This window comes from Streptomyces pimonensis, assembly GCF_041380215.1.
GTDB lineage: Bacteria > Actinomycetota > Actinomycetes > Streptomycetales > Streptomycetaceae > Streptomyces > Streptomyces pimonensis.
This window is the reverse complement of the sequence record NZ_JAHWZY010000031.1, coordinates 41,296-63,558: the sequence shown is the minus strand read 5'-3', so window position 1 is coordinate 63,558 and position 22,263 is coordinate 41,296. Positions and strand designations below refer to the sequence as shown.

General features: G+C 71.1%; 20 protein-coding genes and 2 pseudogenes. 13 read left to right on the top strand and 9 right to left on the bottom strand.

The window, feature by feature from the left end; all coding sequences use genetic code 11:
• Nucleotides 1-201 precede the first annotated feature (201 nt).
• From KYY02_RS25755 to KYY02_RS25725, 7 genes and pseudogenes are all read left to right on the top strand, one after another.
• Entirely contained in the window at nt 202-1,080 is an 879-nt protein-coding gene (locus KYY02_RS25755; protein ID WP_371241863.1) for a methyltransferase domain-containing protein, read from the top strand.
• Nucleotides 1,068-1,296: pseudogene (locus KYY02_RS25750) on the top strand (transposase); the annotation flags it as partial. The gene KYY02_RS25755 and the pseudogene KYY02_RS25750, both read left to right, overlap by 13 nt.
• A 253-nt stretch (nt 1,297-1,549) precedes the next feature.
• Nucleotides 1,550-1,803 (top strand): annotated as a pseudogene (locus KYY02_RS25745) (MarR family winged helix-turn-helix transcriptional regulator); the annotation flags it as partial.
• 390 nt (nt 1,804-2,193) lie between these two features.
• Nucleotides 2,194-2,610, top strand: a complete 417-nt coding sequence (locus KYY02_RS25740) for a PaaI family thioesterase (RefSeq protein ID WP_371241862.1) — start codon at nt 2,194-2,196, stop codon at nt 2,608-2,610.
• A 248-nt stretch (nt 2,611-2,858) separates the two neighbouring features.
• The gene (locus KYY02_RS25735; protein ID WP_371241860.1) at nt 2,859-3,515 is read left to right on the top strand and encodes a class I SAM-dependent methyltransferase; all 657 of its coding nucleotides are present in this window, start codon (nt 2,859-2,861) and stop codon (nt 3,513-3,515) included.
• A 1,414-nt stretch (nt 3,516-4,929) separates the two neighbouring features.
• Entirely contained in the window at nt 4,930-5,358 is a 429-nt protein-coding gene (locus KYY02_RS25730) for a DUF6892 domain-containing protein (RefSeq protein WP_371241858.1), read from the top strand.
• A gap of 102 nt (nt 5,359-5,460) precedes the next feature.
• Nucleotides 5,461-6,480 carry an endonuclease/exonuclease/phosphatase family protein gene (locus KYY02_RS25725; protein WP_371241856.1) on the top strand — a complete coding sequence of 340 codons (1,020 nt, stop codon included), beginning with the start codon at nt 5,461-5,463 and terminating at the stop codon, nt 6,478-6,480.
• Between the two features lie 345 nt (nt 6,481-6,825).
• Here the strand turns inward: KYY02_RS25725 and KYY02_RS25720 are convergent, their stop codons facing one another.
• The 3 genes from KYY02_RS25720 to KYY02_RS25710 form a co-directional block, all read right to left on the bottom strand.
• Nucleotides 6,826-7,065 (bottom strand): hypothetical protein, encoded by a 240-nt coding sequence (locus tag KYY02_RS25720; RefSeq protein ID WP_371241854.1) that lies wholly within the window; start codon nt 7,063-7,065, stop codon nt 6,826-6,828.
• 352 nt (nt 7,066-7,417) lie between these two features.
• The gene (locus KYY02_RS25715; protein ID WP_371241852.1) at nt 7,418-8,530 is read right to left on the bottom strand and encodes a ParB/RepB/Spo0J family partition protein; all 1,113 of its coding nucleotides are present in this window, start codon (nt 8,528-8,530) and stop codon (nt 7,418-7,420) included.
• The gene (locus KYY02_RS25710) at nt 8,527-9,690 is read right to left on the bottom strand and encodes a ParA family protein (protein ID WP_371241850.1); all 1,164 of its coding nucleotides are present in this window, start codon (nt 9,688-9,690) and stop codon (nt 8,527-8,529) included. The genes KYY02_RS25715 and KYY02_RS25710 overlap by 4 nt, the downstream gene beginning before the upstream one ends.
• Before the next feature lie 386 nt (nt 9,691-10,076).
• On the opposite strand from KYY02_RS25710, the gene KYY02_RS25705 reads away from it, so the two are divergent.
• Nucleotides 10,077-10,388 carry a hypothetical protein gene (locus KYY02_RS25705; protein ID WP_371241848.1) on the top strand — a complete coding sequence of 104 codons (312 nt, stop codon included), beginning with the start codon at nt 10,077-10,079 and terminating at the stop codon, nt 10,386-10,388.
• 381 nt (nt 10,389-10,769) lie between these two features.
• Here the strand turns inward: KYY02_RS25705 and KYY02_RS25695 are convergent, their stop codons facing one another.
• Nucleotides 10,770-11,705: a LysR family transcriptional regulator gene (locus KYY02_RS25695; protein ID WP_371241846.1), complete on the bottom strand. Its 936-nt coding sequence runs from the start codon at nt 11,703-11,705 to the stop codon at nt 10,770-10,772.
• A 98-nt stretch (nt 11,706-11,803) separates the two neighbouring features.
• Between KYY02_RS25695 and KYY02_RS25690 the strand changes: the two genes are divergently transcribed.
• On the top strand, nt 11,804-12,169 hold the full coding sequence (locus KYY02_RS25690; RefSeq protein WP_371241844.1) for a YybH family protein: 366 nt from the start codon (nt 11,804-11,806) through the stop codon (nt 12,167-12,169).
• Nucleotides 12,170-12,567: 398 nt separating this feature from the next.
• Here the strand turns inward: KYY02_RS25690 and KYY02_RS25685 are convergent, their stop codons facing one another.
• Together KYY02_RS25685 and KYY02_RS25680 are read right to left on the bottom strand one after the other, a co-directional pair.
• Nucleotides 12,568-13,110 carry a hypothetical protein gene (locus tag KYY02_RS25685; RefSeq protein WP_371241842.1) on the bottom strand — a complete coding sequence of 181 codons (543 nt, stop codon included), beginning with the start codon at nt 13,108-13,110 and terminating at the stop codon, nt 12,568-12,570.
• A 2-nt stretch (nt 13,111-13,112) separates the two neighbouring features.
• Nucleotides 13,113-13,769 carry a hypothetical protein gene (locus KYY02_RS25680; RefSeq protein WP_371241840.1) on the bottom strand — a complete coding sequence of 219 codons (657 nt, stop codon included), beginning with the start codon at nt 13,767-13,769 and terminating at the stop codon, nt 13,113-13,115.
• 900 nt (nt 13,770-14,669) lie between these two features.
• Between KYY02_RS25680 and KYY02_RS25675 the strand changes: the two genes are divergently transcribed.
• The 4 genes from KYY02_RS25675 (at nt 14,670) to KYY02_RS25660 (ending at nt 17,486) form a co-directional block, all read left to right on the top strand.
• Nucleotides 14,670-15,005 carry a YnfA family protein gene (locus KYY02_RS25675; protein WP_371241838.1) on the top strand — a complete coding sequence of 112 codons (336 nt, stop codon included), beginning with the start codon at nt 14,670-14,672 and terminating at the stop codon, nt 15,003-15,005.
• Nucleotides 15,006-15,523: 518 nt separating this feature from the next.
• Nucleotides 15,524-15,766: a hypothetical protein gene (locus tag KYY02_RS25670; protein ID WP_371241836.1), complete on the top strand. Its 243-nt coding sequence runs from the start codon at nt 15,524-15,526 to the stop codon at nt 15,764-15,766.
• Between the two features lie 119 nt (nt 15,767-15,885).
• Complete coding sequence (locus KYY02_RS25665; protein WP_371241834.1) at nt 15,886-16,644, top strand: SigE family RNA polymerase sigma factor; 759 nt, start codon at nt 15,886-15,888, stop codon at nt 16,642-16,644.
• Between the two features lie 11 nt (nt 16,645-16,655).
• Nucleotides 16,656-17,486, top strand: coding sequence for a hypothetical protein (locus KYY02_RS25660; RefSeq protein ID WP_371241832.1), 831 nt, complete (start codon nt 16,656-16,658; stop codon nt 17,484-17,486).
• 174 nt (nt 17,487-17,660) lie between these two features.
• On the opposite strand, the gene trxB is transcribed toward KYY02_RS25660, so the two are convergent.
• The 3 genes from trxB to KYY02_RS25645 form a co-directional block, all read right to left on the bottom strand.
• Complete coding sequence (trxB, locus tag KYY02_RS25655) at nt 17,661-18,620, bottom strand: thioredoxin-disulfide reductase (RefSeq protein WP_371241830.1); 960 nt, start codon at nt 18,618-18,620, stop codon at nt 17,661-17,663.
• Nucleotides 18,621-18,665: 45 nt separating this feature from the next.
• Complete coding sequence (locus KYY02_RS25650) at nt 18,666-20,189, bottom strand: FAD-binding oxidoreductase (protein ID WP_371241828.1); 1,524 nt, start codon at nt 20,187-20,189, stop codon at nt 18,666-18,668.
• A gap of 422 nt (nt 20,190-20,611) precedes the next feature.
• Nucleotides 20,612-21,559 (bottom strand): 2-oxoglutarate and iron-dependent oxygenase domain-containing protein, encoded by a 948-nt coding sequence (locus KYY02_RS25645; protein WP_371241826.1) that lies wholly within the window; start codon nt 21,557-21,559, stop codon nt 20,612-20,614.
• Nucleotides 21,560-22,263: the final 704 nt, after the last annotated feature.

The window sequence follows — 22,263 nt, the reverse complement described above, 5'->3', positions numbered from 1 at the left end:
ACGTGGCATTCATGAGCACCCCGCACTACTGCTTCCTGTGATCGGAAGGCGTTGAGGACGAGGCCGGACGGCGTCGCCCTCCTCGGTGTGCCTGCTGCGTGAACCACCTTCCCGACGCTGCCCGTCTCCCCCTGAGGCAGTGACGCTCCGAACGCGCGTGCAGGCACGGTCACCTCCCTTCACCCCTGCCAGGAGTGCCTCGTGCCCGTGTCCCTTCCCCCTGCCCTCGAACTCTCCCTCGATCTGCTGCGCTGCCCGACGTGCCGTACGCGCCGCCTGCACTCCGGCCGCGGCGCACTGCGTTGCCCGGTGGGCCACACCTTCGACATCGCCCGCCACGGCTACGCCGGCCTGCTGACGGGCGCTCGCGCCACCAGCGGCGACGACGCGGCCATGGTCCAGGCCCGGGACCGGTTCCTGTCCACCGGCACTTACGCGCCCATCCGCGAAATCGGGGCCCGCCTGGCGGCCGGCACCGAGCCCGAGCGGGCCACGGTTGTGGACGTGGGATGCGGCACGGGCTACTACCTGGCCGGCGTACTCGACCATCTGCCCGGCGCCCGTGGTCTGGGGCTGGACACATCAGCGCGCGCGCTGCGCTCGGCGGCCCGCGCCCACGATCGAGCCGCCGCGATGGCCTGGGACGTCTTCCGCCCCTTCCCGCTGGCCGACGGGACGGCCGATGTCGTACTGAACGTGTTCGCCCCGCGCAACCCGGCCGAGTTCCACCGCGTGCTGCGCCCGACCGGCCGACTGGTCGTGCTCCGTCCCACCGGGCGGCACTTGGCCGAGCTGCGCGGGCGACTGCCCGCGATGGTCACGGTCGACCCGGCCAAGGAACAACGCCTGCACCGGGCGCTCAACCCCTTCTTCGAGGCCGTCGTCACCGAACAGGTGGAGTACTCCGCGATCCTGACCAGGCAGAATGTCCTGGACCTGGTGGCGATGACGCCGAGCGCACGCCACGTGAGCCGTGCAGACCTGGGGAATGACGGCCTCCTGCCCGGTCAGTTCACCGTCTCCGTGCTGGCCACCGCCTACCGGCCCCGGTGGCCGCGAGCGGGCTCATGTGTCTGCTGACCGACGAGCAGTGGGCACGCCTGACGCTGCCCTGCCTTTCCCGCAACGTCGGGAAGGCAGGGCGCCCGTTCGCCGACCACCGTCGCACCTTCGAAGGGGCACCCGCCGATGTCGCACCGGCGTCCCTCGGAGAGATCTGCCGCGCGAGGCGTTCGGAGAGATCTGCCGCGCGAGGCGTTCGACCCCTGGCGGACGGTACGGAAGCGCCATCGCAGAAGATCCGACCCTTGCAGGAGAGAGGGTGCGCGAGCCCATGACGCCGATCACCGCCGCCTGCCCACCGTGCCCTCTCGCCCGGAATGCGGGCCGCCCGCCCGGCCGTCCGTGCGCGCCGCCCGCCTCGCCACCCCTCCCCCCTCCCTTCGCCTTCCGGCCCGCTCCGAAGGCCGTCCGCGGGGGCCGGCCCGGCCCCCTGCGCCCTTCCCGCCCGCCTCGACCTGCCGGCGGAGTGTGCCCGAGCACGACAGGCACCGTCTCCAAGTCACTGCGCCGCATGCAGGAGGCCGGACTGCTCACCCGGGAGCCCGCTGCCCACGACCGGCGGGGCATGGTGGTCAGCCTCACCGATGCCGGCCGCACCCTGCAGGGGCCCCAGTAGTTCTCGCGGAAAAAACAACGTCTCCGTACGCGATCTGCCCCCTGACCAGGTCGAAATGTTCACCGTGTGCGCGCCCCACCGAGAAGTCGGTCAGGGACCACAGCCGGCAGGCGCCTGTCGAGTGATCAGACACGGGCAGGCGGCCCGCCCGCCGAGGAAACCGCCCCCTGCCCCGCACGGAGCGAGGGCGCTCCGGGGCAGCCCTCGCCGCCCGGAGCGACAGGAGCCCTCCGCGAACGCCTCGGCGCCGCGCATGAGCGGCGCATCACCGCGGCGGTCGAGGAACGCACGCACACGCACGCCGACGGGCCGCAGGCCCGCCGGTGCCGCACGGACGCAGATCCCGCCGCTCCGGCCGGTGCACCAGAACCGCCCGCAGAGCAGCCGCGCCGCTCCGGCGTCCTGATGATCCCCATCGGGCTCCTCCTGCTCGCCGAACGCCCGACCGCCTGACCCGCCCGTCCCCACCGCCACCCCTCGCTACCGCTACCGCTACCGGCCTGGAGAACACCCCCGTGGACACCCCGATCCAGCTGGAGCGGGCGAGCGACGCGGTCCGCGGCCGCGTCCAGGACAGCTTCGAGCGGCAGGGCCCGATGGCCCACCTCGGCGCCCGCCTGCCCCGCATCGGTCCCGGCCGCGTCCACATCGTGCTCCCCGCCCGGCCCGAGGTCCGCCGGCAGCACGGTTGCATCCGCGCCGGCGCCGACGGCTACGCGACCCTGATCCCGTTCGGTGAGGACAGCGAGATTCTCACCGTCGAATTCAGGATCTCGCAGTGCTGCCAGGAGGTGAACTGTCAGCCCCGGCTACGACCCGGTCCGCCGCGTGCTCGCACGTACCGCAGCGGTTCCGCACGGAGTGCGCCGCCTGCGGGCAGGGCTCCCTGTGCACGGGCGGGCCGGGGCAAGGGGAGAATAAGATCATGGTGACATGTAGGAAGTGCGGTGCGGAGAAACGTCGTTGGCCCCGTTCCTGTTCCCGGTGCCGTTCCCGGTCGGGCCGAGGGGACACGGCCGCGGACGCTGTCGAACTGACCGTGGAGACGGGACTGCTCGAATGGATCGGGCGAGGGGTCATGGCAGTCGTACGGCTGGTACTGCGCGCGGTCAACTGACCCGGGCCCAGGTCCGGGTCCGGTCCCAGGTCCGGGCCCGGACCCGTCTGGTGGACTCACGACATGACGACACTGCCGCGCCGCTTCCTGCACGCCCTCGACCGGTTCAACGCCGACCACCCCTGGGACCACAACGCCCACTACCACCGGTGGATCATGCGGCAGCTCCCCAGAGGCTTCCGCACAGCCCTGGACGTCGGCTCCGGTACCGGCGACCTGGCCAGGCTTCTGGCCACGCGCGCCACGGCGGTGGACGCGATCGACTCCGACCCGGCGATCGTCGCCCGGGCACAGGAACTGACCCCTCCGGATGCTCCGGTGACCTTCACCGTCGCGGACGCGCTCACCGGGATCCCCGCTGCCTCCTACGACGTCATCACCTGCGTCGCCGTCCTTCACCACCTGCCCTTCACCGACGCCCTCGCCCACTTCCGCCGGCACCTGGCGCCCGGAGGGACTCTGGTGGTCATCGGTCTCTGGCGGGCGCGGACCGTTGGCGACCATCTGCTCGGCGCCGTCGCCCTTCCGCTGAACGCCGCCACGGGCTGGATCAGGAACAAGGGCCGCACACCATGCCCACCGGCCTCGATGACGGCACGGGTCCGACCGGCGACCATGAGCTTTCCCGAGATCGTCCGGGAAACCCGACGCGTGCTGCCCGGTGCACGACTGCGCCGCCGGCTGTTCTGGCGCTACCAGCTGGTGTGGCACCGGGATTGAGCCCAGAGGACCACGCGAGTGGCCCGTCGGGCCGGTCCTGCGCTGCTGGAACCCGTGCGCACGTGGATCACCGGCCAGTCGTCGCATGCCTTCCGAAACACTGCCGGAATGCTGCTCGCCTCCGTGAGCGGGGCCGCTCCTTGGTCCGGCCGCCCTCCCGGACCCAAGCCACAGCTCTCACACGGCCGTATCCGGGTCACCGTCCGCCCTCTCGGACGCAAGGCGCAGCGTTCGCCGGCCGGGCTGCCGTCCCCCCTCCGGTGCCTGTTGCCCGCCCTCGGATGCCTCCCTGACTCCCTGTGAACCGAACAGCCGCTCCACGGGCAGCAGCCTCTCCCCTGTCGTCCCCGCGGCCGGCTCGTTCGCGGTCGGTCCCATGCCCAGTGCTCTACGTGTCATGGGAGGATCTTGCCTTCTCCCTTGAAGCGACGGACCGGCGGCCCGGAGTCACGTGAGGACATTCCCCTGCGGCTCTCTGCCCGACCCCGACGACTCCCCTGTTCAGGTAGCCGAGCGCCCGCAGGAGTCCTTGTCCGTCCGTGCCGGAGCCGCCGGTCCGGGCTCGTGCGTACGCGCCGGGCCAAGTCGGTCCAGGACGCCGGGTGACCGGCGTTCGTGCCCCTGCTGGAGCACAGGGCCGCCCGGTACGGGCGCACCTTCGTGAGGACCGGCCGCTTCCGGCCCGCCCCTCGAGTGTCCTCTCGGGTGTGCTCCGTGCGCGGTGTGAAGGACGGCCCGAAGCCGCCTGCACGTCCGTGTGTGGACGTGCAGGCGCGTGCGGGGCGGTCCTGGACCGGGACATCAACGCCGTGGTCGACGTCACCAGGGCAACGGGACTGGCCTTGTCAGCCTGTCGAGCACAGGTGGGGCCGGGCTCGTTCCGGCACCACGCAGCGAAGCGGGAACCCACCCGGCACCGAAGCCCTCAACGGCGCGGTAGGCGGGAATCGCCGTCCCTTCAGGGCGGCGAGGATGTCAAAGGGGCAGAAGGCTGGCGACCGGAGCGAGAAGACCGAGCACCGGGTCGAGAACCTGTTCGTCCTGATTCGGCTGGTCGGATGTGCTGGTGGACGGTTCCGGATCGGCTGCCTGGAGCGCGTGAGCAGGAGCGGCGATGCTCAGGGAGCCGAGAACGAGGGCAGTGGAAGCAAGCAGGGTTCGCGTAGACATCATGCTTCGACCAACGATCGCGCCCTCCCTTGGGCACTTCGGTGCACCGGAATGGCCGACTGTCCCGCTCGGTCACAGGTGTGATCAGTTGCTGCGGGCAGTGCCGTCCCCGCACCGCCCCACGTCCTTCAGCCGAAGAGCGCGGCCCGAGGATGAGGGACCCGGCACATGCACCCGGCTCCACAGCCTGTCTCCCCCACCACGCAACTCACGCCCCGCACGGGACACCCTCTAGGTTGTGCGCATGGCCGCGTTCAAGGACTTCAACTTCAAACTCGTCGTCGTCGAGCAGCTGATGTACATCGATGAGAAGCTCACGCCTCGGTTCAGCCTCGCCGACCTCCTGAAGGAGAAGGGACTCGGTGACGACCCCTGGGAGTACGCCCAGCAGCACGGCCTGGCGTACCAGGTTGTGCCCGAGGCGCGCAGCTACTTCGAAGCACTGGAGATCAGCGACGATCTCCTGGCCGACGTCGAGGAGCTGTGCATGGACGGCGGGAACCAGGTGTACCAGGAGTGCGCCCCGATCTGGGACGGCGAGGACGACCTGTTCGACGTCGCTTCCCTCGACGACCTCGTGCTGCTTCCGAACCTCCGGCGCGTCCTCGGCTCCGAGTTCCTGGGCCCGGAGTTGCGGAACGTCCTCAACACCCGGGGCGTAGTCGCCGACTGATGGTCTGGCAGCCACCCGCAGCCGGAACCGTACGCGTCCGTGGCGGCGTCCTCGTACCGGGAACCGGTGATCCTGCCGGGCACGAATCCGGAGTGGGAACGCATGACGGACACGGTCACTGACGCCCCGCATGACTCGGACCTGCGGCCGGCACGCGGACGGGCGTGGGGGCTGCTGGGCTGCGGCGTCGTACTCGCCGCGCCCGCCGTTCTGCTCGTCGTCCGGTTGACGGGACTCGACGCGGGGACACTGCTCGCGATGCCCATGGTGCTCTTTCCCCATTCGACCGCTCTCGCTGTGCTGGTGCTGGGCGTGGTCGCCGCTGTTCCCGCCCTGCGGTCACGGTGGGCCGTGGCCGTCACCGCGGCCGTGGCGGTCGCCCATGCGGCGCTGCTGGCACCGCGGTTCGTCCCCGAGGGCCGACACGTGCCGGCGGGGTCGGTGGAGTTGCGTGTCGCCACCGTCAATGTGAACGTCGGCGGCGCCGATCCCGGTGCGCTGGTGGAGTTGGTCCGCACCGAGCGGATCGACGTGCTGGCCGTGGAGCAGATGCCGTCGTCAGGTGTGGACGCGCTCGACGAGGCGGGCCTGGACGAGCTGATGCCGTACCAGGAGCTCCACCCCGAGTACGACTCCTCGATCTACTCGCGGCACCCGCTGTCCCACGGCGGCACGGCGCGTGTCGGCACCGCCTGGCCCCAGACCACTGCCGAGGTCGCGGTCGGCGGGCACAGGGTGCGGTTCGTGGCCGTTCACACCTACTACCCGCTCGGAGACCCGGAGCGCTGGGCACGGGACATGGCCGCCCTCACCTCCCTGGCCCGGAGCAGCGGCCCGGACACCGTGTTCCTGGGCGACTTCAACGCTTCCCTCGACCACGCCCCGATGCGGGAGCTGCTCGCGGCCGGCCTCACGGACACCCATGCCGAACTCGGCCACGGATGGGCCCGCACCTGGCCCGTCGGCCATCCCCTCGTCCCGCCCCTGGTCCAACTGGACCATGTCCTGCACGGCTCCGGCCTGGTGGGAGTGTCCGTCGGCGAGCACACCGTGCCGGGCACGGACCACCGGGCGGTCGTCGCGGTACTGGCGCTGCTGCCGGAGGAGGACCGGGCCCTCTGATCAGGGGGCAGGGCCGACGCGGTGCGTCCGAAGCCGCCTGCTCGCCGAACGCGCGGTGGATCTCAGGCGGACGGCTCCGACAGCTGCTGCCCCGACACTGGTTTCGCCGACCCTGACCAGGCAGCGCAACACGGACCAGGCAGCGCGACGGAGTCGACGCCGAGGGATCCCATGACCGTCCTCACCGCCCTCACCGGGCTGTGCCCGCCCCGAGCAGGCCATGAGCATTCGCTCAAACGCGATCGAAGCCGGTCTCGGCATGAGGCTGCCGGGGACTACAAGCGGCTCGCCGACCGATACGGGCCCGGAACCCTCGACGACCGCCTCCGCATCTTCCACCCCGGCTCAACCCGGGCGGCGGCCGCGGGGGAGGCCCGCCCACTCCCCCGCCTTCCCGGCGCACACCGACCTGGTCTTCTCCAGCAGTTCCGGGTAGTGCTCGCCGTACGTGTTCACCGCGTGCCGCACCGCGTCCAGTACCGCCTGGAGCGGGGCGGGTTCGGCTGCGGTGAGTACGGCGGGGAGGGCGAAGTGCGGCTGTGAGATCCGGTGGGCTGCGCGGGACGACGGAGGGTGCGCCACCACGGCGGTGGCGTGTCCCGCGCCCGCGGTCGGTGTCGTGCTCCGGTCGGCGGATGCCGTCGGTACGAGCGTGCCCAGCAGCCGGCCGAGGCCCGGCCGCCTCGGTACGTCACCGGGGAGCCCGAATCCCTCGGCGCCGCCCCGCCTGCGTCCGACCAGGTCCTCGCCCCCGGCGCCCTCCGCTGGTCGGCGCGGGCCCCGGTGCGCCGGGCGGTGGTGCCCACCAGGGTCTCCGGCCGGCTGTCGTCCCGGTCGACGGCCGCTGCCGGCAGCGGAGGTTCTACGACGTCACAGGGACCGGGACGGTCCCGCTCCCTGCCGCGAGGAAGGCGAGCGGGCCCGACGGGCGGATCTGCTAACGGGCTCCCAGCTCGGCCAGCAGGGCCTCGTACTCGTCCGGGTGCTGCTCCCGCAGGATGTCCATCCACACCCGGGCTCCCTGGAAGAACGCTCCGGCCTCCATCTTCTGGTGAAGATGGTGTACGCAGTAGAAGGCGTCGTCGTACGGGAGCCGCTTCGGCTGTTTGGGCTGTTCCGGTTCCGCCTTCGCCGCCTTGGGTTCCCCTGCGCCGGTGCGCGGTTCCGGGATGGACTCGGGAACCGGCTCACGCTCGTCGGGCGGCGTGGCCGCAGCGGACCGGAGCGGAGGGGACGGCGGAGCGGCCGGCTCGGCGGGCGCCTCCGGGATTATCACGCCGTGATAATCAGCGGGGCCCGATGAGCGCTCGGCCACTTCCTGCGGCCGGACCTCCGCCTTCCTGCGGGCCGACTCCGCCCGCTCGTCCGCCTTGGCCCTCTGCTCCTCGGGGGACAACTTGCCGAGGTTGCGGACGTGCTCCACCTTCCGCGCCCCGGTCACCAGGTCCTTCTGGAGCTCGGGGGTGAGCTTCAGCAGGGACAACTTGCTGGAGATGGTGTTCTGCGGAATGCCCAGTCGTTTGGCCGCCTTGGTCTGTGAGCCGTAGTAGTCGACCAGGCTCTTGAGGGCGTGGGCCTCCTCGAGGTCCGTCATGTCGTCGCGGTGGTAGTTCGCGACGAAGGCGGCCTCCAGGAGGGCCTCGTCGGTGGCCACCCGTCCGTTGTCGACACGGACCGGGATGGTGGCCATCCCGACCCGGCGAGCGGCCTCGAGACGGCGGTGGCCGTCGACGACGATGTACTGCGCCCCGGCGTCGAGCTCCGCGGCGCGGTCCGGCCGGTTGCGCAGGTAGGCCTCGACCGTGGCCACGGCGATGGGGATGATGATGCCGACCTCGCGGACGCTCTGCACTGTCTCGTCGAGGTTGCGCAGATGGTTGCGCGGGTTGTCGGGGTTGTCGCTGATGAGGGTGACCGGCAGCTCGGTGAGGGCCGTCGCGGTCGGCTCCTCACCGGCGATGGCCTTGTCGATGAGACTGCGCCGGGAGGACCGGGCGCCGCGGGCCGCGCCGAACGCGGGTGCCGATCCCAGGGTGTCCGCCTTGCTCAACGTGTTGCTCCCCTCGCTACCTGCCGCATGGCTTCCGCCTGATCGCTGTGGGGCGCGTAGGACAGCAACGGCATCCGTTTGCGGACCGCTTCGCGCTGTTCCTTCAGGTCGCCGATGACGGCGAGGACCTTCGGGTCGCCGAGCGACTTCCAGTTGTCCAGGGACGAGGTGGCGACGTAGCCACGGCGGGAGTCGTACAGGTTGACGACCAGGCCCAGGTAGTCGATCTCCAGGGAGAGGTCCTCGCAGAGGTCCTCGATCTGCTGGGCGAGCATGCCGTAGGCGGTGGCGGAGGAGTCCTCGGCGAGTACGGGGATGACCACCCCGGAGACGCCGACGGCTTCGCCACGACGCCGACGCCCGTAGTAGAGGGCGGCGTCCATGGCGATGCCGAGGCTGGGCGGGCAGTCGACGATGATGACGTCGTAGTCGGCTTCCAGGGGACGCAGGGCCAACTCCAGGGCCGCTTCCTTCTGGAAACCACGCTTCTGCGTCGCCACGACGGCGATCTTCGCATCGAGGAGGAACCCGTCGAAGCAGGCGGGCAGGACGTGCAGACGCTTCTCGAACCGCGGATCCTCTATCTCCACGACGAGGTCGCGCAGGTCTCCGGTGCCTTCGCCGCACATGTGGGAGACCAGGCTGTCGTGGTTGGGCTCGATCTGGGGGACCCCTAGCTGCTCGCTGAGGTGCCCCTGCGGGTCGAAGTCGATGACGAGGACGCGCTTGCCCGCCTCGGCATAGGCCTCGCCGATGCCCGCGGAGATGGCGGTCTTGCCGACCCCGCCCTTCTGGTTCCCGACGATCTTCCGCTCGGGATCGGTGCCGCGGGCGCCGTACTGAGGGGAGGGGTTCGCGTCGAGCCAGTCACGGACCGACTGGGCGAGGCCCTGGGTGTAGGAGACGCCGCGGTCGACGCAGGTCTCCTTGAACCGCTCGTACAGCCCTGACGGAAGCCAGGTGGAGAACGACTTCGCACCGGCGGTGTCCACTTCGGCGCCGCCGCTCGTACTGCCGCGCCAGTCGGTGATGGCCGCCTCGACGGCGTCCTGGATATCCAGGCTGAGCTCGGCGGCACGGACCTTGAGTGCTTGTTGGAGCGCCGAAGGCAGCTTGGACGCTACCTTTTCCCGGTCTCCATCGGGGTAAGGGGAAGCCATGACGTCAGCATACTGACCTCTGGGAGTGGAATGGCACCCGCTTTGCAAGTTCTGACGTCGTTTCACCCGATGAGCTCCCCCGCTGGATTATCACGCCGTGATAATTGCCGTCCGCCGTGACCGCTCTCCCCGGAACAGGCTCCGGCGCGCCTTCCGCGGTGGGTGCCTGGAGTTCCTCCACGGACGGCAATCCCTGGTTCCTGGTCGAAGACCTCAAGAAGACGGCGAGGAGCCCGGCCGGTGGCCGTCCCGCACGGCCTGACCGAGGAGGTGTTCCAGCGTTCCCTCGACGCCCTGCTGCCGACAGGTCCGACGGCGCGGCGCGCCGTCCTGGCCGGGCCGGGCCGGGACTTTCCGGCCCCGACGCGGACGCGGACATCCTCCTCGTGCCAGTCCATCCGCAGACGGGGGAGCTGTGGTCCCCGGCCGGAGCCACCTCGGCACACCCGGTGCCGCTGCCGTTCGGGGTGTGGCTGTGGCTGGTCCTCCCCGAACCGCACCTGCCCTCTCCCGCGTCGGGCACCATGCCCGACGACGTCCTCCGCGACGACCCGCCCGCGCCTCGCCCTTGTCACCTGTTCCGGGCCGACTCGGGAGTGTTCCGGCACACTCTGGTCCGGCTGCCGGCCGTCCGCAGCCCGTGGCTGCGCGAAATCCTCGAGAACCTCATGTCGTATCTGCGTGCGGGTCTCTGCTAAGCAGTTGGGGTGGGCGCTGGTCTGCGGTCCTCGGCCTCTCCGGGACCGTGCCGCATCAAGCGGGCAGCGCCGAACAGCGGTGCCTCCGGCAGTGGTGGGCCTCTGCTGCCGCTCTCACGGGCAGGATCACCGGGGTGACGCCGTGGGCCGGTGATTATCACGGCGTGATAATCACCGGCCCCCGTCTCGTCCAAGGGGTGCCCTTTCATGACGTTGGCTTCTCGCCCGGTAAGGCCCGGCGAGCGTAGGGCGCAAGGCGATCGGCCGGCGCGGAGACCAGGTCGCCCAGTCCATCGGGGCGCTCGATGACGAACGGCCGGTCGAGTGAGGCAGGCGTCCTCGGCCAGCCGCCCGAACCAGTCGCGGACAGCCCGCAACAGCTCACCTTCGAGGACTTTCCGTAGCCAAGGTCCCAGGACACCGCATCTGGAGCTGTCCGGGCTTGGTGAACGCCTGTCGGCTGTGCACGAGCAGTTCACGCACCCCGGGGCCGGGCGTGCTCTTCCAGACGAGGGCGAGCAGTGCGGGTGTCCCGACATCATCGACGGGGCGGGCGGTGAGCCGGTCGCGGTAGTGCGCGGCCATGGATGCGCTGAGGACGGCTACGGCGAGCCCACGGGCGGCGAGTTCGGCGATGGCGTCCGCGGCGCTGACCTGCAGAGCGATCGTGGGTCGGAGGTTCTGGGCGGCGCAGGCCTGGTCGAAGACCGTGCGCAGGCCGGTGCCGGGCGGCATGCACACGATCGGGTGGGCGACCAGGTCGCACAGGGTGACTCGCTTCTGTTCCGCCAGGGGATGTCCGACCGGAACTGCCACGACGAGCCGCTCACTGATGATGGTCAGCGCTTCCAGCCCGTCGGGGGTGGCGGTCGCGGCGCCGATGAGCGCCAAGTCGACGGCGCCGGTGCGCACGCCGTCGGCGAGCCGGTCGGAGCTGTCCTCCAGCAGCGAGATCTCCACCCCGGGGTGTGCCCGGTGGAACGCGGCGAGGGCGTCGAACAGCGGGGTGAGGGTGCAGCCGGTGACCATTCCGACGGTGAGCTGCCCTCGGACCAGGCCGGTCACCTCGCCCACCGCCCGGCCGACCGCCCCGGCAGCGGCGAGTGCGGCGCGGGCGTGTTCGAGTGCGGCCTTCCCCGCAGCGGTGAGGGTGACGGTGCGGGCCGACCGGTCGAACAGTTCGGCGCCGAGTTCCCGTTCCAGCTGACGGATCTGGGCGCTGACACCGGACTGGCTGATGTGCACCCGCTCGGCGGCCCGGGTGAAGTTCTGCTCCTCGGAAACGGCGACGAAGTATTCCAGCTGCCTCAGATCCATGGCTGTGGATTCTAGTTTTCAGAAGATCCATCTGTTGGACTTCTGACCAGCGGGCGACCACGCTGAGAAGCGTCGAGACCCGACACCAGGAGGAACACGTGCCGGAGTACGAGAAGGCCACGCGGCCCGAGGACATCACCCGCTTGTTCGTGGAGCGGTCCAACGCCGGTGACGCAGCCGGGGTCGCCGCGCTCTACGAAGAGGGGGCCGTGATGGCCTACCCGCCCGGCGAGTTCACGGTGGGCCGGGAGGCGATCCGTGCGCTGTGGGAGAAAGTGCTGTCCAATCGCCCCCGCTTCGAGCCGGAACGGCCACTGCCGACATTGATCAGTGGCGACATCGCCCTCACCTCGACCCCGCCGAAGGACGGGGCCGGCGCGCGGGCGCAGGTCGTCCGGCGCCAGCCTGACGGAAGTTGGCTGCGCCTGCTCGACCAGCCCGAATTCGCGCCTCCCGCCCGCTGACATCAGCGGGCGGGGGCCGTCCCCTTCTGCCGCCGTGGATACGTGGAAATCTCTTCCGAACAGCTGGGACGGACGCCGGCACCTGGCCGTCGGCCTTTCCGGTCAATCGGATGGTGCCGGACAGGGGCGCCTCCCGGTGGCGCCCCTCTGCTGCCGTCCCATGGGCAGGGCCGCTGGGGCGATGTCACGGGCCGGATTATCACGCCGTGATAAGTACCGGCGCCGTCTCGTTCCCCAGCAGGCGGTGTGGTGCCGGTCGCCCGGATCGGAGACGGCAGCATGAGCGGGCGCCGAGGTCTTCCACGGTGCCGGTGCGAGGTGGAAGATAAGCTGTCTTCCCAAACCTAGACGCATGGAGGCCCCCGCTGAGGCGGGGGCCTCCATGCATGCCGGACCTGTCAGGGGCGGGACGGCCTCCGCCGTGACCGGTCACGGGCCGTCGAGAGGCTCAGTACCTCTGCGGTCCCCTCGGGAACGGCCCTGGTCGGCTTCGGACGGCCGGACGAACTCCTGCGGCCCAGACGCTTCTCCTTCTTCTCCTGCTCGGCCCGGGCGACGGAGGCCTCGTAACGCTCCTGGTAGTCGTCGACATCGAGACGGTCCGCGGGATCGAGCGTCCCGATGGCCTCCAGATGCTCGGTGACGCTGCGCGCGCCGCTGATCATCGGGTTGAGGAAGTAGATGCCTTTCGCCTGGCGGAACACCAGTTTGGCGAGGATCAGGGCCTGCAGGCCTCGTCCCACCATGGAACGGTGCACGTCCAGTGCTTCGGCCAGCTCCTCCTCCGTGACCAGGCAGCGCCCCCCCGGCTCCTGGGTCCCCAGGAGCCGGAAAAGCACTCGGTAGGCGATCCCCGGCATCGCGGGCATGTAGGCGAAGCCGTTGAAGGTGCCGTATGTCAGCTCCGGCGGCTCCGGGTTCGCAGACGCTGCAGTCCTCATCCTCACGCCTCCGGCTTCTTCTCCGTACGCTTGCGCTTGCGGGTCCTCGACGATGGTTCGGGTAGTTTCGCACCTGGGAGGGCCATCCCTCTGAACTCCTCCGGAACGTGGGGATCGAGCACCAGCTCGTTGAGCAGACTCAACTGCTCCACCTGGACCTTGACGCTTTTGGCCGCCGACCCGCGAACGGGTTTCTCGATCAGTCGGTAGCCTCCGCGGAGAGTCACCGCGGGCTGGAGCTGGATCGTCCCCTTCTTCGGCGAGTAGGCCAGCCCCAGCCTCTTCAGCTTCGACTGGGCCCGTGACACCTGGGCGGGATTCATGTCCAACTCGGCCGCGATCTCTGCCTGCCTGAGCTCGACCGCTCCTCCCACTTCCTGACTTCCCATCATGTACAGCAGCACGCACAGGGTCACGTTGTCGTCCCTGAAGTACCTGGCGGCCCAGCGCAGGAACTCCAGGCTGTCCTGGGCGAAGTACTTGCCGATGAAGTCGCCGGCCGTGACCGAGGGCTTGACCTCCGCCGTGTGGCCGACGGGCAACTCGACGAGGTTCTTCCTCGGGCCGAGCGCATCCGCGTACGGACTGCTGGGACTCGGCGCACGGGGCGGAGACGAGCCGGGGACCCGGCGGGGGTTCCCCTGAGGCTGTGCGGGCATGTCGCTGCGTGCTCCTCAAGATCGAAACCTAGACGCGGAGCACAGTAGTAATTGCGCATATAGATAGCAACGACGCGACCTATCTGCGCGTTGCGCGCGTCGAACATGACTTCGGAGACATGTTCACGAGGCTTCCGAAGCCCGTCGCGAGATTGCGCGTATATGTCGCAATGAATACGGGGTAACGTGACTCCCAGCGCAAGTTCAGCAGGCCCAACTTGCGCTGGGAGTCATGTTCCGAGGCTCTGCAACCCTCTCTGACCTGCGGAAACGTGATGCTCTCTCTTCTCTATAAGTGCGGGTGCGTGTCTGCTTGAGCTTCCTGAGCCGGTCCCGGGAGTCCTCTGCTCGACGTCATTGGTGCCGGTCTTGCGAGGGGGAGCCGACACCACCAGGGAGCTTCACCGGTCGTCCGGTCACCCTGATTCCGACCCGAAGCTCTCTCTGCCCCGAGGGAACCTGTACCACCGAAAGTCAGCCACGACGATGCGAGCACCCGAGGGACCAGGCGCGCGTATGTCTCCAGCAACCCCGTTCCGGTCCCGGCCACGCTGCTCTCTTCTCATGAACCCCGACGTGGCGGCTCGCCTCGTACGGTGAGCCGCCACCTCTCCGGGGCGGAGAAGGCGGATGCTCCCCGCCATGTCCGCACCCACCTTCTGGCTCCCAGGTCCCGGTGTCTCCCCCTGCCGAACCCGGCACGGAGTCCCTGCCTCCCCGGTGTCCATCGCCGCCCGCCCTCGCCGTCGTCCTGGCGGTGGTCGCTGCCGACGCCTGGTGGCCCGGTCGGTGCTGCCGCTCCCGCTCGCCGAAGTTTGCAGGTGAGGGCGGGTGCGGTTGCCAGGTGTCCGCCGACCCGTTGAGGATCAGCGGGTCGGGCCGCCGGTAGGGTCCACCGGTATGACCGTCGCTCGTTCCATCGCTCTGTTCGTCGCCGCCGCCCTCTTCGAGATCGGCGGCGCATGGCTGGTCTGGCAGGGCATCCGCGAGCACAGGGGATGGATCTGGATCGGCGCCGGCGTCATCGCCCTCGGCCTGTACGGGGTGGTGGCCACCTTCCAGTCCGACGACGACTTCGGCCGCATCCTCGCCGCCTACGGCGGGATCTTCGTGGCCGGGTCGATCGCCTGGGGCATGGTCGCCGACGGCTACCGCCCCGACCGCTACGACATCGTCGGAGCCCTGGTCTGCCTCGCCGGGATGGCCGTGATCATGTACGCGCCCCGCAGCCACTGAACGCGGGCCGACCGCTTTCCTCGTCGTCCTGCTCGGCGGTGTCCAGGGCGCACAGCCGGCGCAGCGGCTGCCGCCGCCCGAGGGCCGCCGGGTCCACAGCCGCCGACGAGGTCAGCGTGTGCGCGGCCCGTGCTCTTCCCCGGCCCGAACGCGAGGTGACCCGAACGCGAGACGAGGTGCACGGGTGGTGGGGCGTGCGGCCCCCTCTTCCTTCTTCAGCACAGGGGGCCGCACGTGGTGCGGCGTCGAGTGGCGCCTTGGAACATCCATGATGAGGGATCGCATGCAATTGCAGAGCAGAAGTGCTGTTTTCCCCTCGAGGGGATGAATCCGTGCACTGTGGAGGCCGGGAGGCGGGGCGTAGGGAAGGTGGCGGATCTTCTTATTGTTCCGTAATCCCATGATCACATAGCGTCGAACGGCTGTGTGCGGTCATTCTGGCGGTCCCTTCCTGACGGCGCTTCAGCACCGCCCGACGGAAGGCCTGCCGGTGCGTTCGCTCACAGAAACCGAGTGCGATGTCGAGTAAGAAGGCGGTGGCCGCTGTCGTCCTGACGGCGGCCCTCACATGGAGCACGGTGATGACCGTGCTGGGGCACGCAGCCGCCGCTGCGGTCCTGTTGCCCTCTCTGGGCCTGCTCGTGCAGCAGGTCGTCCAGGCGCTGACGGCGTCCGACGGACGTCCCCGTCCCGCGAACACCACGCCGTCCTCCGCCGACGGCCCGACCGGAGGGCGGAACGGTCAGGGGGCGCCGCGGTGATGCCGTCGTCCGATGCCGCCCAGCCCCCACCACACAGCGTCAGGCGGGGCCGCCCCCCGGCCCCCATCTCCCCGGGAGCGGGCCCGCTGCACCGCGCCTGGCTCGAACCCGTCCGCAGCGTGCTCTTCACCAGCGGGCTCACCCTGGACGATCTCGTCGACCGGTCCGGCTACTCCAAGACCCGGATCAGCGAACTCCTGCGCGGAAACGGCTACTACCCCGTCTGGGAGATCACCTTCAGCGTGATCCGCGCCCTGGGAATACCCACGGCGCCCATGCGCCGGCTGTGGGCGGCCGCCGCCCGCGAAGCCCACAAGGGCCCGGAGTGGATCCGCCAGTGCATCGAGCAAGTCGCCCACGAGGCCGAAGGGCCCCCACTGGCCTACCGGGCGTTCGCCGACACCATGTACCACCCCTACCTGGAGTACGCCCGCGCCTTCCTCCTGACCGACCGGCGGGCCCGGGGCGTCGTCGCGGAAGCCAACGACATCCTGTGGCTCTCCTGGAACGAAGCCACCGCCAGCGCGAACCTCAACCGCTACGCCTGGCTCCTGTTGCGCTCCCGGGTCATGCTCCGCACCGCCCGTTGCGAAGGCCGTCCGGATCTGCGCGCCGCCGTCTTCTCCACCCGTGAGATCCGCACCCGCCAGGACCCCGGACACATGATCGCCCTGTCCGAACTGGTCGCTCTCTTCGACGCCGTCAGCCGGCTGCCCGACGATCAGATGGACGTCGCCGTCCTGCACTACCTGTGCGGGATCCCCGACCAGCGCATTCCCCACGTCCTCGGCCTGAGCCCCGCCATCGTCCACGCCGTCGACCACCACGCCCGCGCCACCGTCGAAGCCCTCCTCGACGCCCCCAACACCCGGGAGTGACCTCGCCCGTCATGTCTGCCATCGACCAGCTCCTCGCCCGAGCCCGCCTGCACCACCACCCCGACGTCCCCGACGACACCGTCCCCCACGACGACGGCGCCTGCCCCGACCACCTGCCGGCCGCATCCCTGCCCGTCGGCCCCCACCACCCCGACCCGGCCGCGGCCCGGCACCTGCACACGCTGTGCGAAACCGCCGTCACCGCAGTCACCCCCGACGTCCTGGCCTTTCTCACCGACCAGGTCCCCGACCACCACAGCGCCTGGCTCCTGGGCTGCGCCCTGCACCTGGCGGGCCTCGAGGACGGTGCCCGCTTCTGGTGGCAGTACGCCGCCGGCGACGGCCACCCCCCGGCCTGCTACACCCTCTCCCTGCACCACCGCGTCCGCGGTGAACAGCACGCCGCCGCCTTCTACGCCCGACAGACCGGCCTCGACATCGCCCCCGAGGGTGGGGAACCGGACCTTCTCACCGTCGCCGGGGCATGCTCTCCCACGGACATCCGCTTCGACGCCGGACTCTCCACCGTGCTGCGCATCCTCAGCGAACTCGCGGCCCCGGGCCACCGCCGCCGGCCCCACCGCGTCGACGCCCTGACCAACTACGTCGCCGACGCCGTCGCTCCCCACTACGACCGTCATCCGAACATCGAACTGCCCGTTCCCGAGCCCCGGTTCGCCGACAGGGTCGGCTTCCTCCTCACCACCACCTCACCGTGGAGAGCCCGCGCCCGCACCCCCCGTGCCACCGCGCCGGCCCTGCCCGTCCGCGCGGACCACCACCGGAACGAGAACCCCACGGCACGGCCCTCCTGCGCACATCGAGGCGCCGCCACGTCCTGACCCGGACACCGGCCGCGGGACGGCGGGACGATCCCGGATCCGGGCGGAACGCCCGGACGGGTGCAGGCCGTCGGTCCGCTGCGGGCGCCCCCGGCCACCGCGCGGCGGACGTGACGGCGGCCGATACGGTGTCCCGCACAGCGCCACCGCCGGTCACGGGCGGACCGCGGGTCCTCAGCAGAGTCTGATCCCTGGGTGGTCCGCGAGGTGGCGTTCCGCGTCCAGGGCCGCCGCGCAGCCCGTGGCGGCGGCCGTGACGGCCTGGCGGTAGGTGTGGTCGACCGCGTCGCCCGCGGCGAAAACGCCGGGGACGCCGGTGCGGGTGGTGGGGGAGGCGACCTCGATGTAGCCGGCGTCGTCGAGGTCCAGATGGCCCTTGAACAGGTCGGTGCGGGGGTCGTGGCCGATGGCCACGAAGAGGCCCGTGACCGGGAGAGGGCGGTCCTCGCCGGTGACGGTGTCGCGCAGGGTCAGGGAGGTGAGACGGTCCTCGCCGTGGATCTCGGCGACCTCGCTGTTCCAGGCGAAGGATATCTTCGGGTCGGCGAAGGCACGTTCCTGCATGACCTTGGAGGCGCGCAGGGTGTCGCGCCGGTGGACGACCGTCACGGACCTGGCGAAGCGGGTGAGGAAGGTGGCCTCCTCCATCGCCGTGTCGCCGCCGCCCACGACCGCGATGTCCCGGTCCTTGAAGAAGAAGCCGTCGCAGGTGGCGCAGGAGGAGACGCCGCGGCCGGAGAGCGCGTCCTCGCGGGGCAGGCCCAGCCTGCGGTGCTGCGAGCCGGTGGCGACGATCACGGTGCGGGCGTGGTGCTCGGCGCCGGTGGAATCGGTGACGGTCTTGATGTCACCGGTGAGGTCCACCGCGGTGACGTCGTCGTCGACGATCTCGGCGCCGAACCGTTCGGCCTGTTCGCGCATGCGGTCCATCAGGTCGGGGCCCATGACCCCCTCGGGGAAGCCGGGGAAGTTCTCCACCTCCGTGGTGGTGGTGAGGGCACCGCCGACCAGGAGGGAGCCGGCGAAGACCAGCGGGGTCAGTTGGGCACGGGCGGTGTAGAGGGCTGCGGTGTAGCCGGCGGGGCCGGAGCCGATGATGATGACGTCGCGTACGCGGTCGCCTGTGCGGGTCACGGTGGGTCCTTCGGTCGGAGACGGGCCGTGGAGGGGCGGGGCGGGTCAGTCGACGGCCTGGGCGAAGCGGAAGAAGCGGTCGGGGTCGTAGGCCCGCTTGACGGTCCGCAGGCGGGCGTAGTTGTCGCCGTAGTAGGCCTGGCGCCAGGTGGTGAGGGCCGGGTCCATGTAGTTCTGGTACGAGCGGTGGTTGGACTGGGGGTCCAGGGCGGTGTGGGCTCTGTTCGCCCAGGCCTGGGCCCGGTCGCGGTCGCCGGCGGCGGGGTCGGCGGTGGGCAGGGTGACGGCGTAGCCGGCGTTGAGCACCGCGTCGCGGTGGACGAACGCGGTGGCGGTGGGGGACACCTCGTTGATGCGGCCGCCGTAGGGGAACAGGCCCAGGAAGCGGAACTGGCCGGGGGCGGGGTCGGCGGTGAAGGCGTCCAGGGCGGCCCGGGCGGTGGCGGAGGTCCAGGACCGGTCGAAGAACAGGTTGCGCTGGGTGGTGTGGGAGTCGCGGGGGAGTTGGGCCTCGGGGGTGAAGCCGACGCGGTGGCACGCGTCGACGGTTCTGTCGCCGCAGCCGTACACCTGCATCATCGCCCGGGTGTAGGGGAGCTCGCTGCTGGTGCGGCTGGTGCCGGGGTGGCCGACCGCGGTGGTGAGCCGGTCCAGGAGGAGGTCGCAGTCGCTCCTGACGCCGTGGTAGCCGCCGGTGAGGACGACGTCGGGCTCGGTGCCGGCGGGGGCGTCGGTGGAGTGCAGGAACATCAGTTCGCAGGCGAGTTCGCGGGGTGCGGACGCCATCCAGTCCTGCCAGGCGAGGATCACCTGGACGGCGTCGGCGAAGCGGAAGTTGAGGTTGAAGAGGGTCAGGACCGGGATCCGCACGGGCCGTACCTCGTAGGCGGTGACGATGCCGAAGTTGCCGCCGCCGCCCCCGCGCAGCGCCCAGAACAGGTCGGGGTGGGAGGCGGCGGAGGCGCGTACGGTACGGCCGTCGGCGAGGACGACACGGGCGGAGACGAGGCGGTCGGAGCCCATGCCGTACTTGCGGGAGGTGTAGCCCAGGCCGCCGCCCTGGACCCAGCCGCCCATGGCGACGGTGGGACAGGTGCCGCCGGCGACCTGGACACCGTACGGGGAGAGGGCGTTGACGGCGTCGACACCCTGGCTGCCGGCGCCGAGGTGGACGGTGGAGCCGCCGACGCGGACGGTGTTGAGGCGGGAGACGTCGATGACCAGGCCGGGGCTCGTGGAGTAGCCGGCGGCGCTGTGGCCGCCGCTGCGGACGGCGGTGGCCAGGCCGTGGTCCTGGGCGAAGCGGACGCAGGCGGCGACGTCGGCGTCGGTGGCGCAGTAGGCGACGGCCTGCGGGTGGACGGCGTCGAACTGGGCGAGCTGGAGCTGCCGGGCGGTGTCGTAGCCGGTGTCGTCGGGCAGGACGAGGCGGCCGGTGAGACCGTTCCGCAGGGTGCTCCAGGGCACCGCGGTGCCGGCGGCGAGGACGAGGCCGCCGGTGGTGGCGGTGAGGGCGACCGCCGCGGTGGAGCCGGCCGAGGCCCGTATGAGGGAGCGTCTGCTGAGCACGTGGGTCACTCTCCGTTGTGTCCGGACGGGCGGTGTGCGGTGTGCGGTTCAGGCGCAGCATCCCCGAGGACGGCGGGGGTACGGCGGGATCGGGGCGGAGTTCGTCATCTCCACCCCGGCTGTGCGGACTTGGAGTGGGCCGGTGCGGGCAGGTCGCGCAGGACCAGGGAGGGGGGCGCCACCGGGGGCCCTGGGGCCCGGCGCCGGACGCGTCCGGTCCCACCGGGGCGAGATGCGTCGCGTCCCGGCGTGCCGGCGTGCCGGTGACGGGTGCTGTGTGGGGGCCGGTACGGCCGCCCTCCGCGGGCGCGCCGGGGGAGGGCGGCACGGACGGGGCCTGGACCGGCGCGGGCGCCGTGAGGGGGGGGACGGCGGTGGCGGGGGAGAGCCGGCGGACGCCGTGGGGCGGAGGGGCGCGGGGGTCACCGGGCCGGGGTGGGGACCGGCGGCGGGGCGTCCAGGCGGTTGATGCGGTACAGGGTGCGTTGGAAGAGTTCGTCCGCGGTGAGGGTGGCGAAGCGCTGGGGGGCCGGTTCGGTGTCCGGGACGCGCAGGGGGGTGAGGGTGGTCCAGGGGGCGGGGTGGCAGAACTGGACGATGGACAGACGGCCCCCGCTCTGGCCGGGCCGGGCCGCGACGCGGTGGACGGCGGCGTGGGCGAAGCCGTTGGTGAGGCGGTCCAGGGCCATGCCGACGTTGACGACGGCGTGACCGGGCGGTGCGTCCACGGCCAGCCACTCACCGTCGACCAGGACCTCCAGGCCGGACGCGGTCGCCCTGGGCAGGGTGGTGAGCAGTCCGGAGTCCTGGTGCTCCACCGCCCACACATGGCGTTCGGAGGGGGCCTGGTCCATCGGCGGGTACCAGGCGGCCCGGTTGACGGCGGGGCCGTCCTCCAGCATGTCGGTGAAGTAGTCGGGGTGGGCACCGAGGGCGTCGGCGAGGGTGCGGACGACGTCGTGCTGGAAGCGCACCGTGCGGGCGTGCAGTTCGCGCAGCGCGGAACCGATGCCGGGCACCAGGTGGTCGGGGAAGTACGGGTCGGGGTAGCGGGCCGGGTAGCGCATGCGCAGCGGGTGCCGCGCGGGCAGCGGCGCCCCCCAGTGGAAGAGTTCCTTCCAGTCCGGCACGGCGCCCCTCTCGGCGTGCTCCACCAGGGGCGGGGTGTAGCCGGCCTGGCCGTTGCCGCCCGCCACCCGGCAGGTGTTCCTGGCGTCGGGGGACAGGGCGAAGAAGGCGCGCAGGAAGGCGTACGCCTCGTCCAGCAGGCTCTCGGGAACGGTGTTGCGGACGAGGAAGAACCCGTCGCGCAGCGCGCCGCGCAGGTGCTCCCGGCCGCCGGGCCGTTCCAGGTCGATCTCCTTGAGCATGTTCCGTCCCTTCACGGGCGGTGGGGGCGTCCGTCGGTCGTGTGCTCGGTCGTACGGAAGGAGAGCACCAGGTACTTGGGCCAGTGGCCCCGATAGTGAAAGTTCCGGCCGGCCGGGACGGGTCGACGGTGCCCCGGACGATCACCGTGCCGTCGTACGAGCAGGTCGCCGGCCGCTGTCCGCCGGGCCTGGCCCCCGCATGGGTGAGGGGGCGGAATGGCCCGGCCCGCAGGCCGGAAGGTCAGTGGTGCGCACGCCGTCTCGTCCTTCTCTCGGATGCCTCGGTCGCGGGGATCGTCGGCCTCTCGGGTTTCCGATTCATCGGGTTCACCGAATGCCGAAATTAGACGGGCGGATTTCCGTACGGCGAGCGGGCGGGACGGAATCCGGCAACTTCCGGTATTCCCCTCCGCCGGGTTGACAGCGGGCCCGCCCGCGTCGACAGGCGCCGTGACCGGGTCACCTGACCCATTCGTCCCGGCCTTCTTGAAGAGTCCGGCGGGTCCGGCGGACGCTGGCTCGGCAGGAAGGAAGGACCGGGCCGGGACGCTCGGCGGCCGGGTCGCACCCACCCACGTGGCCACCGTCGCGGCCGACCTGACGCCCGGAGCGCCCCTCGGCCTCCCGGCCTCAGGCTCGACGACCTGACCGGCGGACTCCCGTCCTTCCGTACGCCCCCTCCGTCCTTCCCCGTCCTCGGATGA

Bases quoted from the DNA above. Each gene is read 5' to 3' on its own strand.
- KYY02_RS25645 (WP_371241826.1), bottom strand. From the start codon at position 21,559: ATGCTCAAGGAGATCGACCTGGAACGGCCCGGCGGCCGGGAGCACCTG.
- KYY02_RS25685 (WP_371241842.1), bottom strand. From the start codon at position 13,110: ATGAGGACTGCAGCGTCTGCGAACCCGGAGCCGCCGGAGCTGACATAC.
- KYY02_RS25725 (WP_371241856.1), top strand. From the start codon at position 5,461: ATGACGGACACGGTCACTGACGCCCCGCATGACTCGGACCTGCGGCCG.
- KYY02_RS25710 (WP_371241850.1), bottom strand. From the start codon at position 9,690: ATGGCTTCCCCTTACCCCGATGGAGACCGGGAAAAGGTAGCGTCCAAG.
- KYY02_RS25675 (WP_371241838.1), top strand. From the start codon at position 14,670: ATGACCGTCGCTCGTTCCATCGCTCTGTTCGTCGCCGCCGCCCTCTTC.
- KYY02_RS25695 (WP_371241846.1), bottom strand. From the start codon at position 11,705: ATGGATCTGAGGCAGCTGGAATACTTCGTCGCCGTTTCCGAGGAGCAG.
- KYY02_RS25735 (WP_371241860.1), top strand. From the start codon at position 2,859: ATGACGACACTGCCGCGCCGCTTCCTGCACGCCCTCGACCGGTTCAAC.
- KYY02_RS25670 (WP_371241836.1), top strand. From the start codon at position 15,524: ATGTCGAGTAAGAAGGCGGTGGCCGCTGTCGTCCTGACGGCGGCCCTC.
- KYY02_RS25730 (WP_371241858.1), top strand. From the start codon at position 4,930: ATGGCCGCGTTCAAGGACTTCAACTTCAAACTCGTCGTCGTCGAGCAG.
- KYY02_RS25680 (WP_371241840.1), bottom strand. From the start codon at position 13,769: ATGCCCGCACAGCCTCAGGGGAACCCCCGCCGGGTCCCCGGCTCGTCT.
- KYY02_RS25660 (WP_371241832.1), top strand. From the start codon at position 16,656: ATGTCTGCCATCGACCAGCTCCTCGCCCGAGCCCGCCTGCACCACCAC.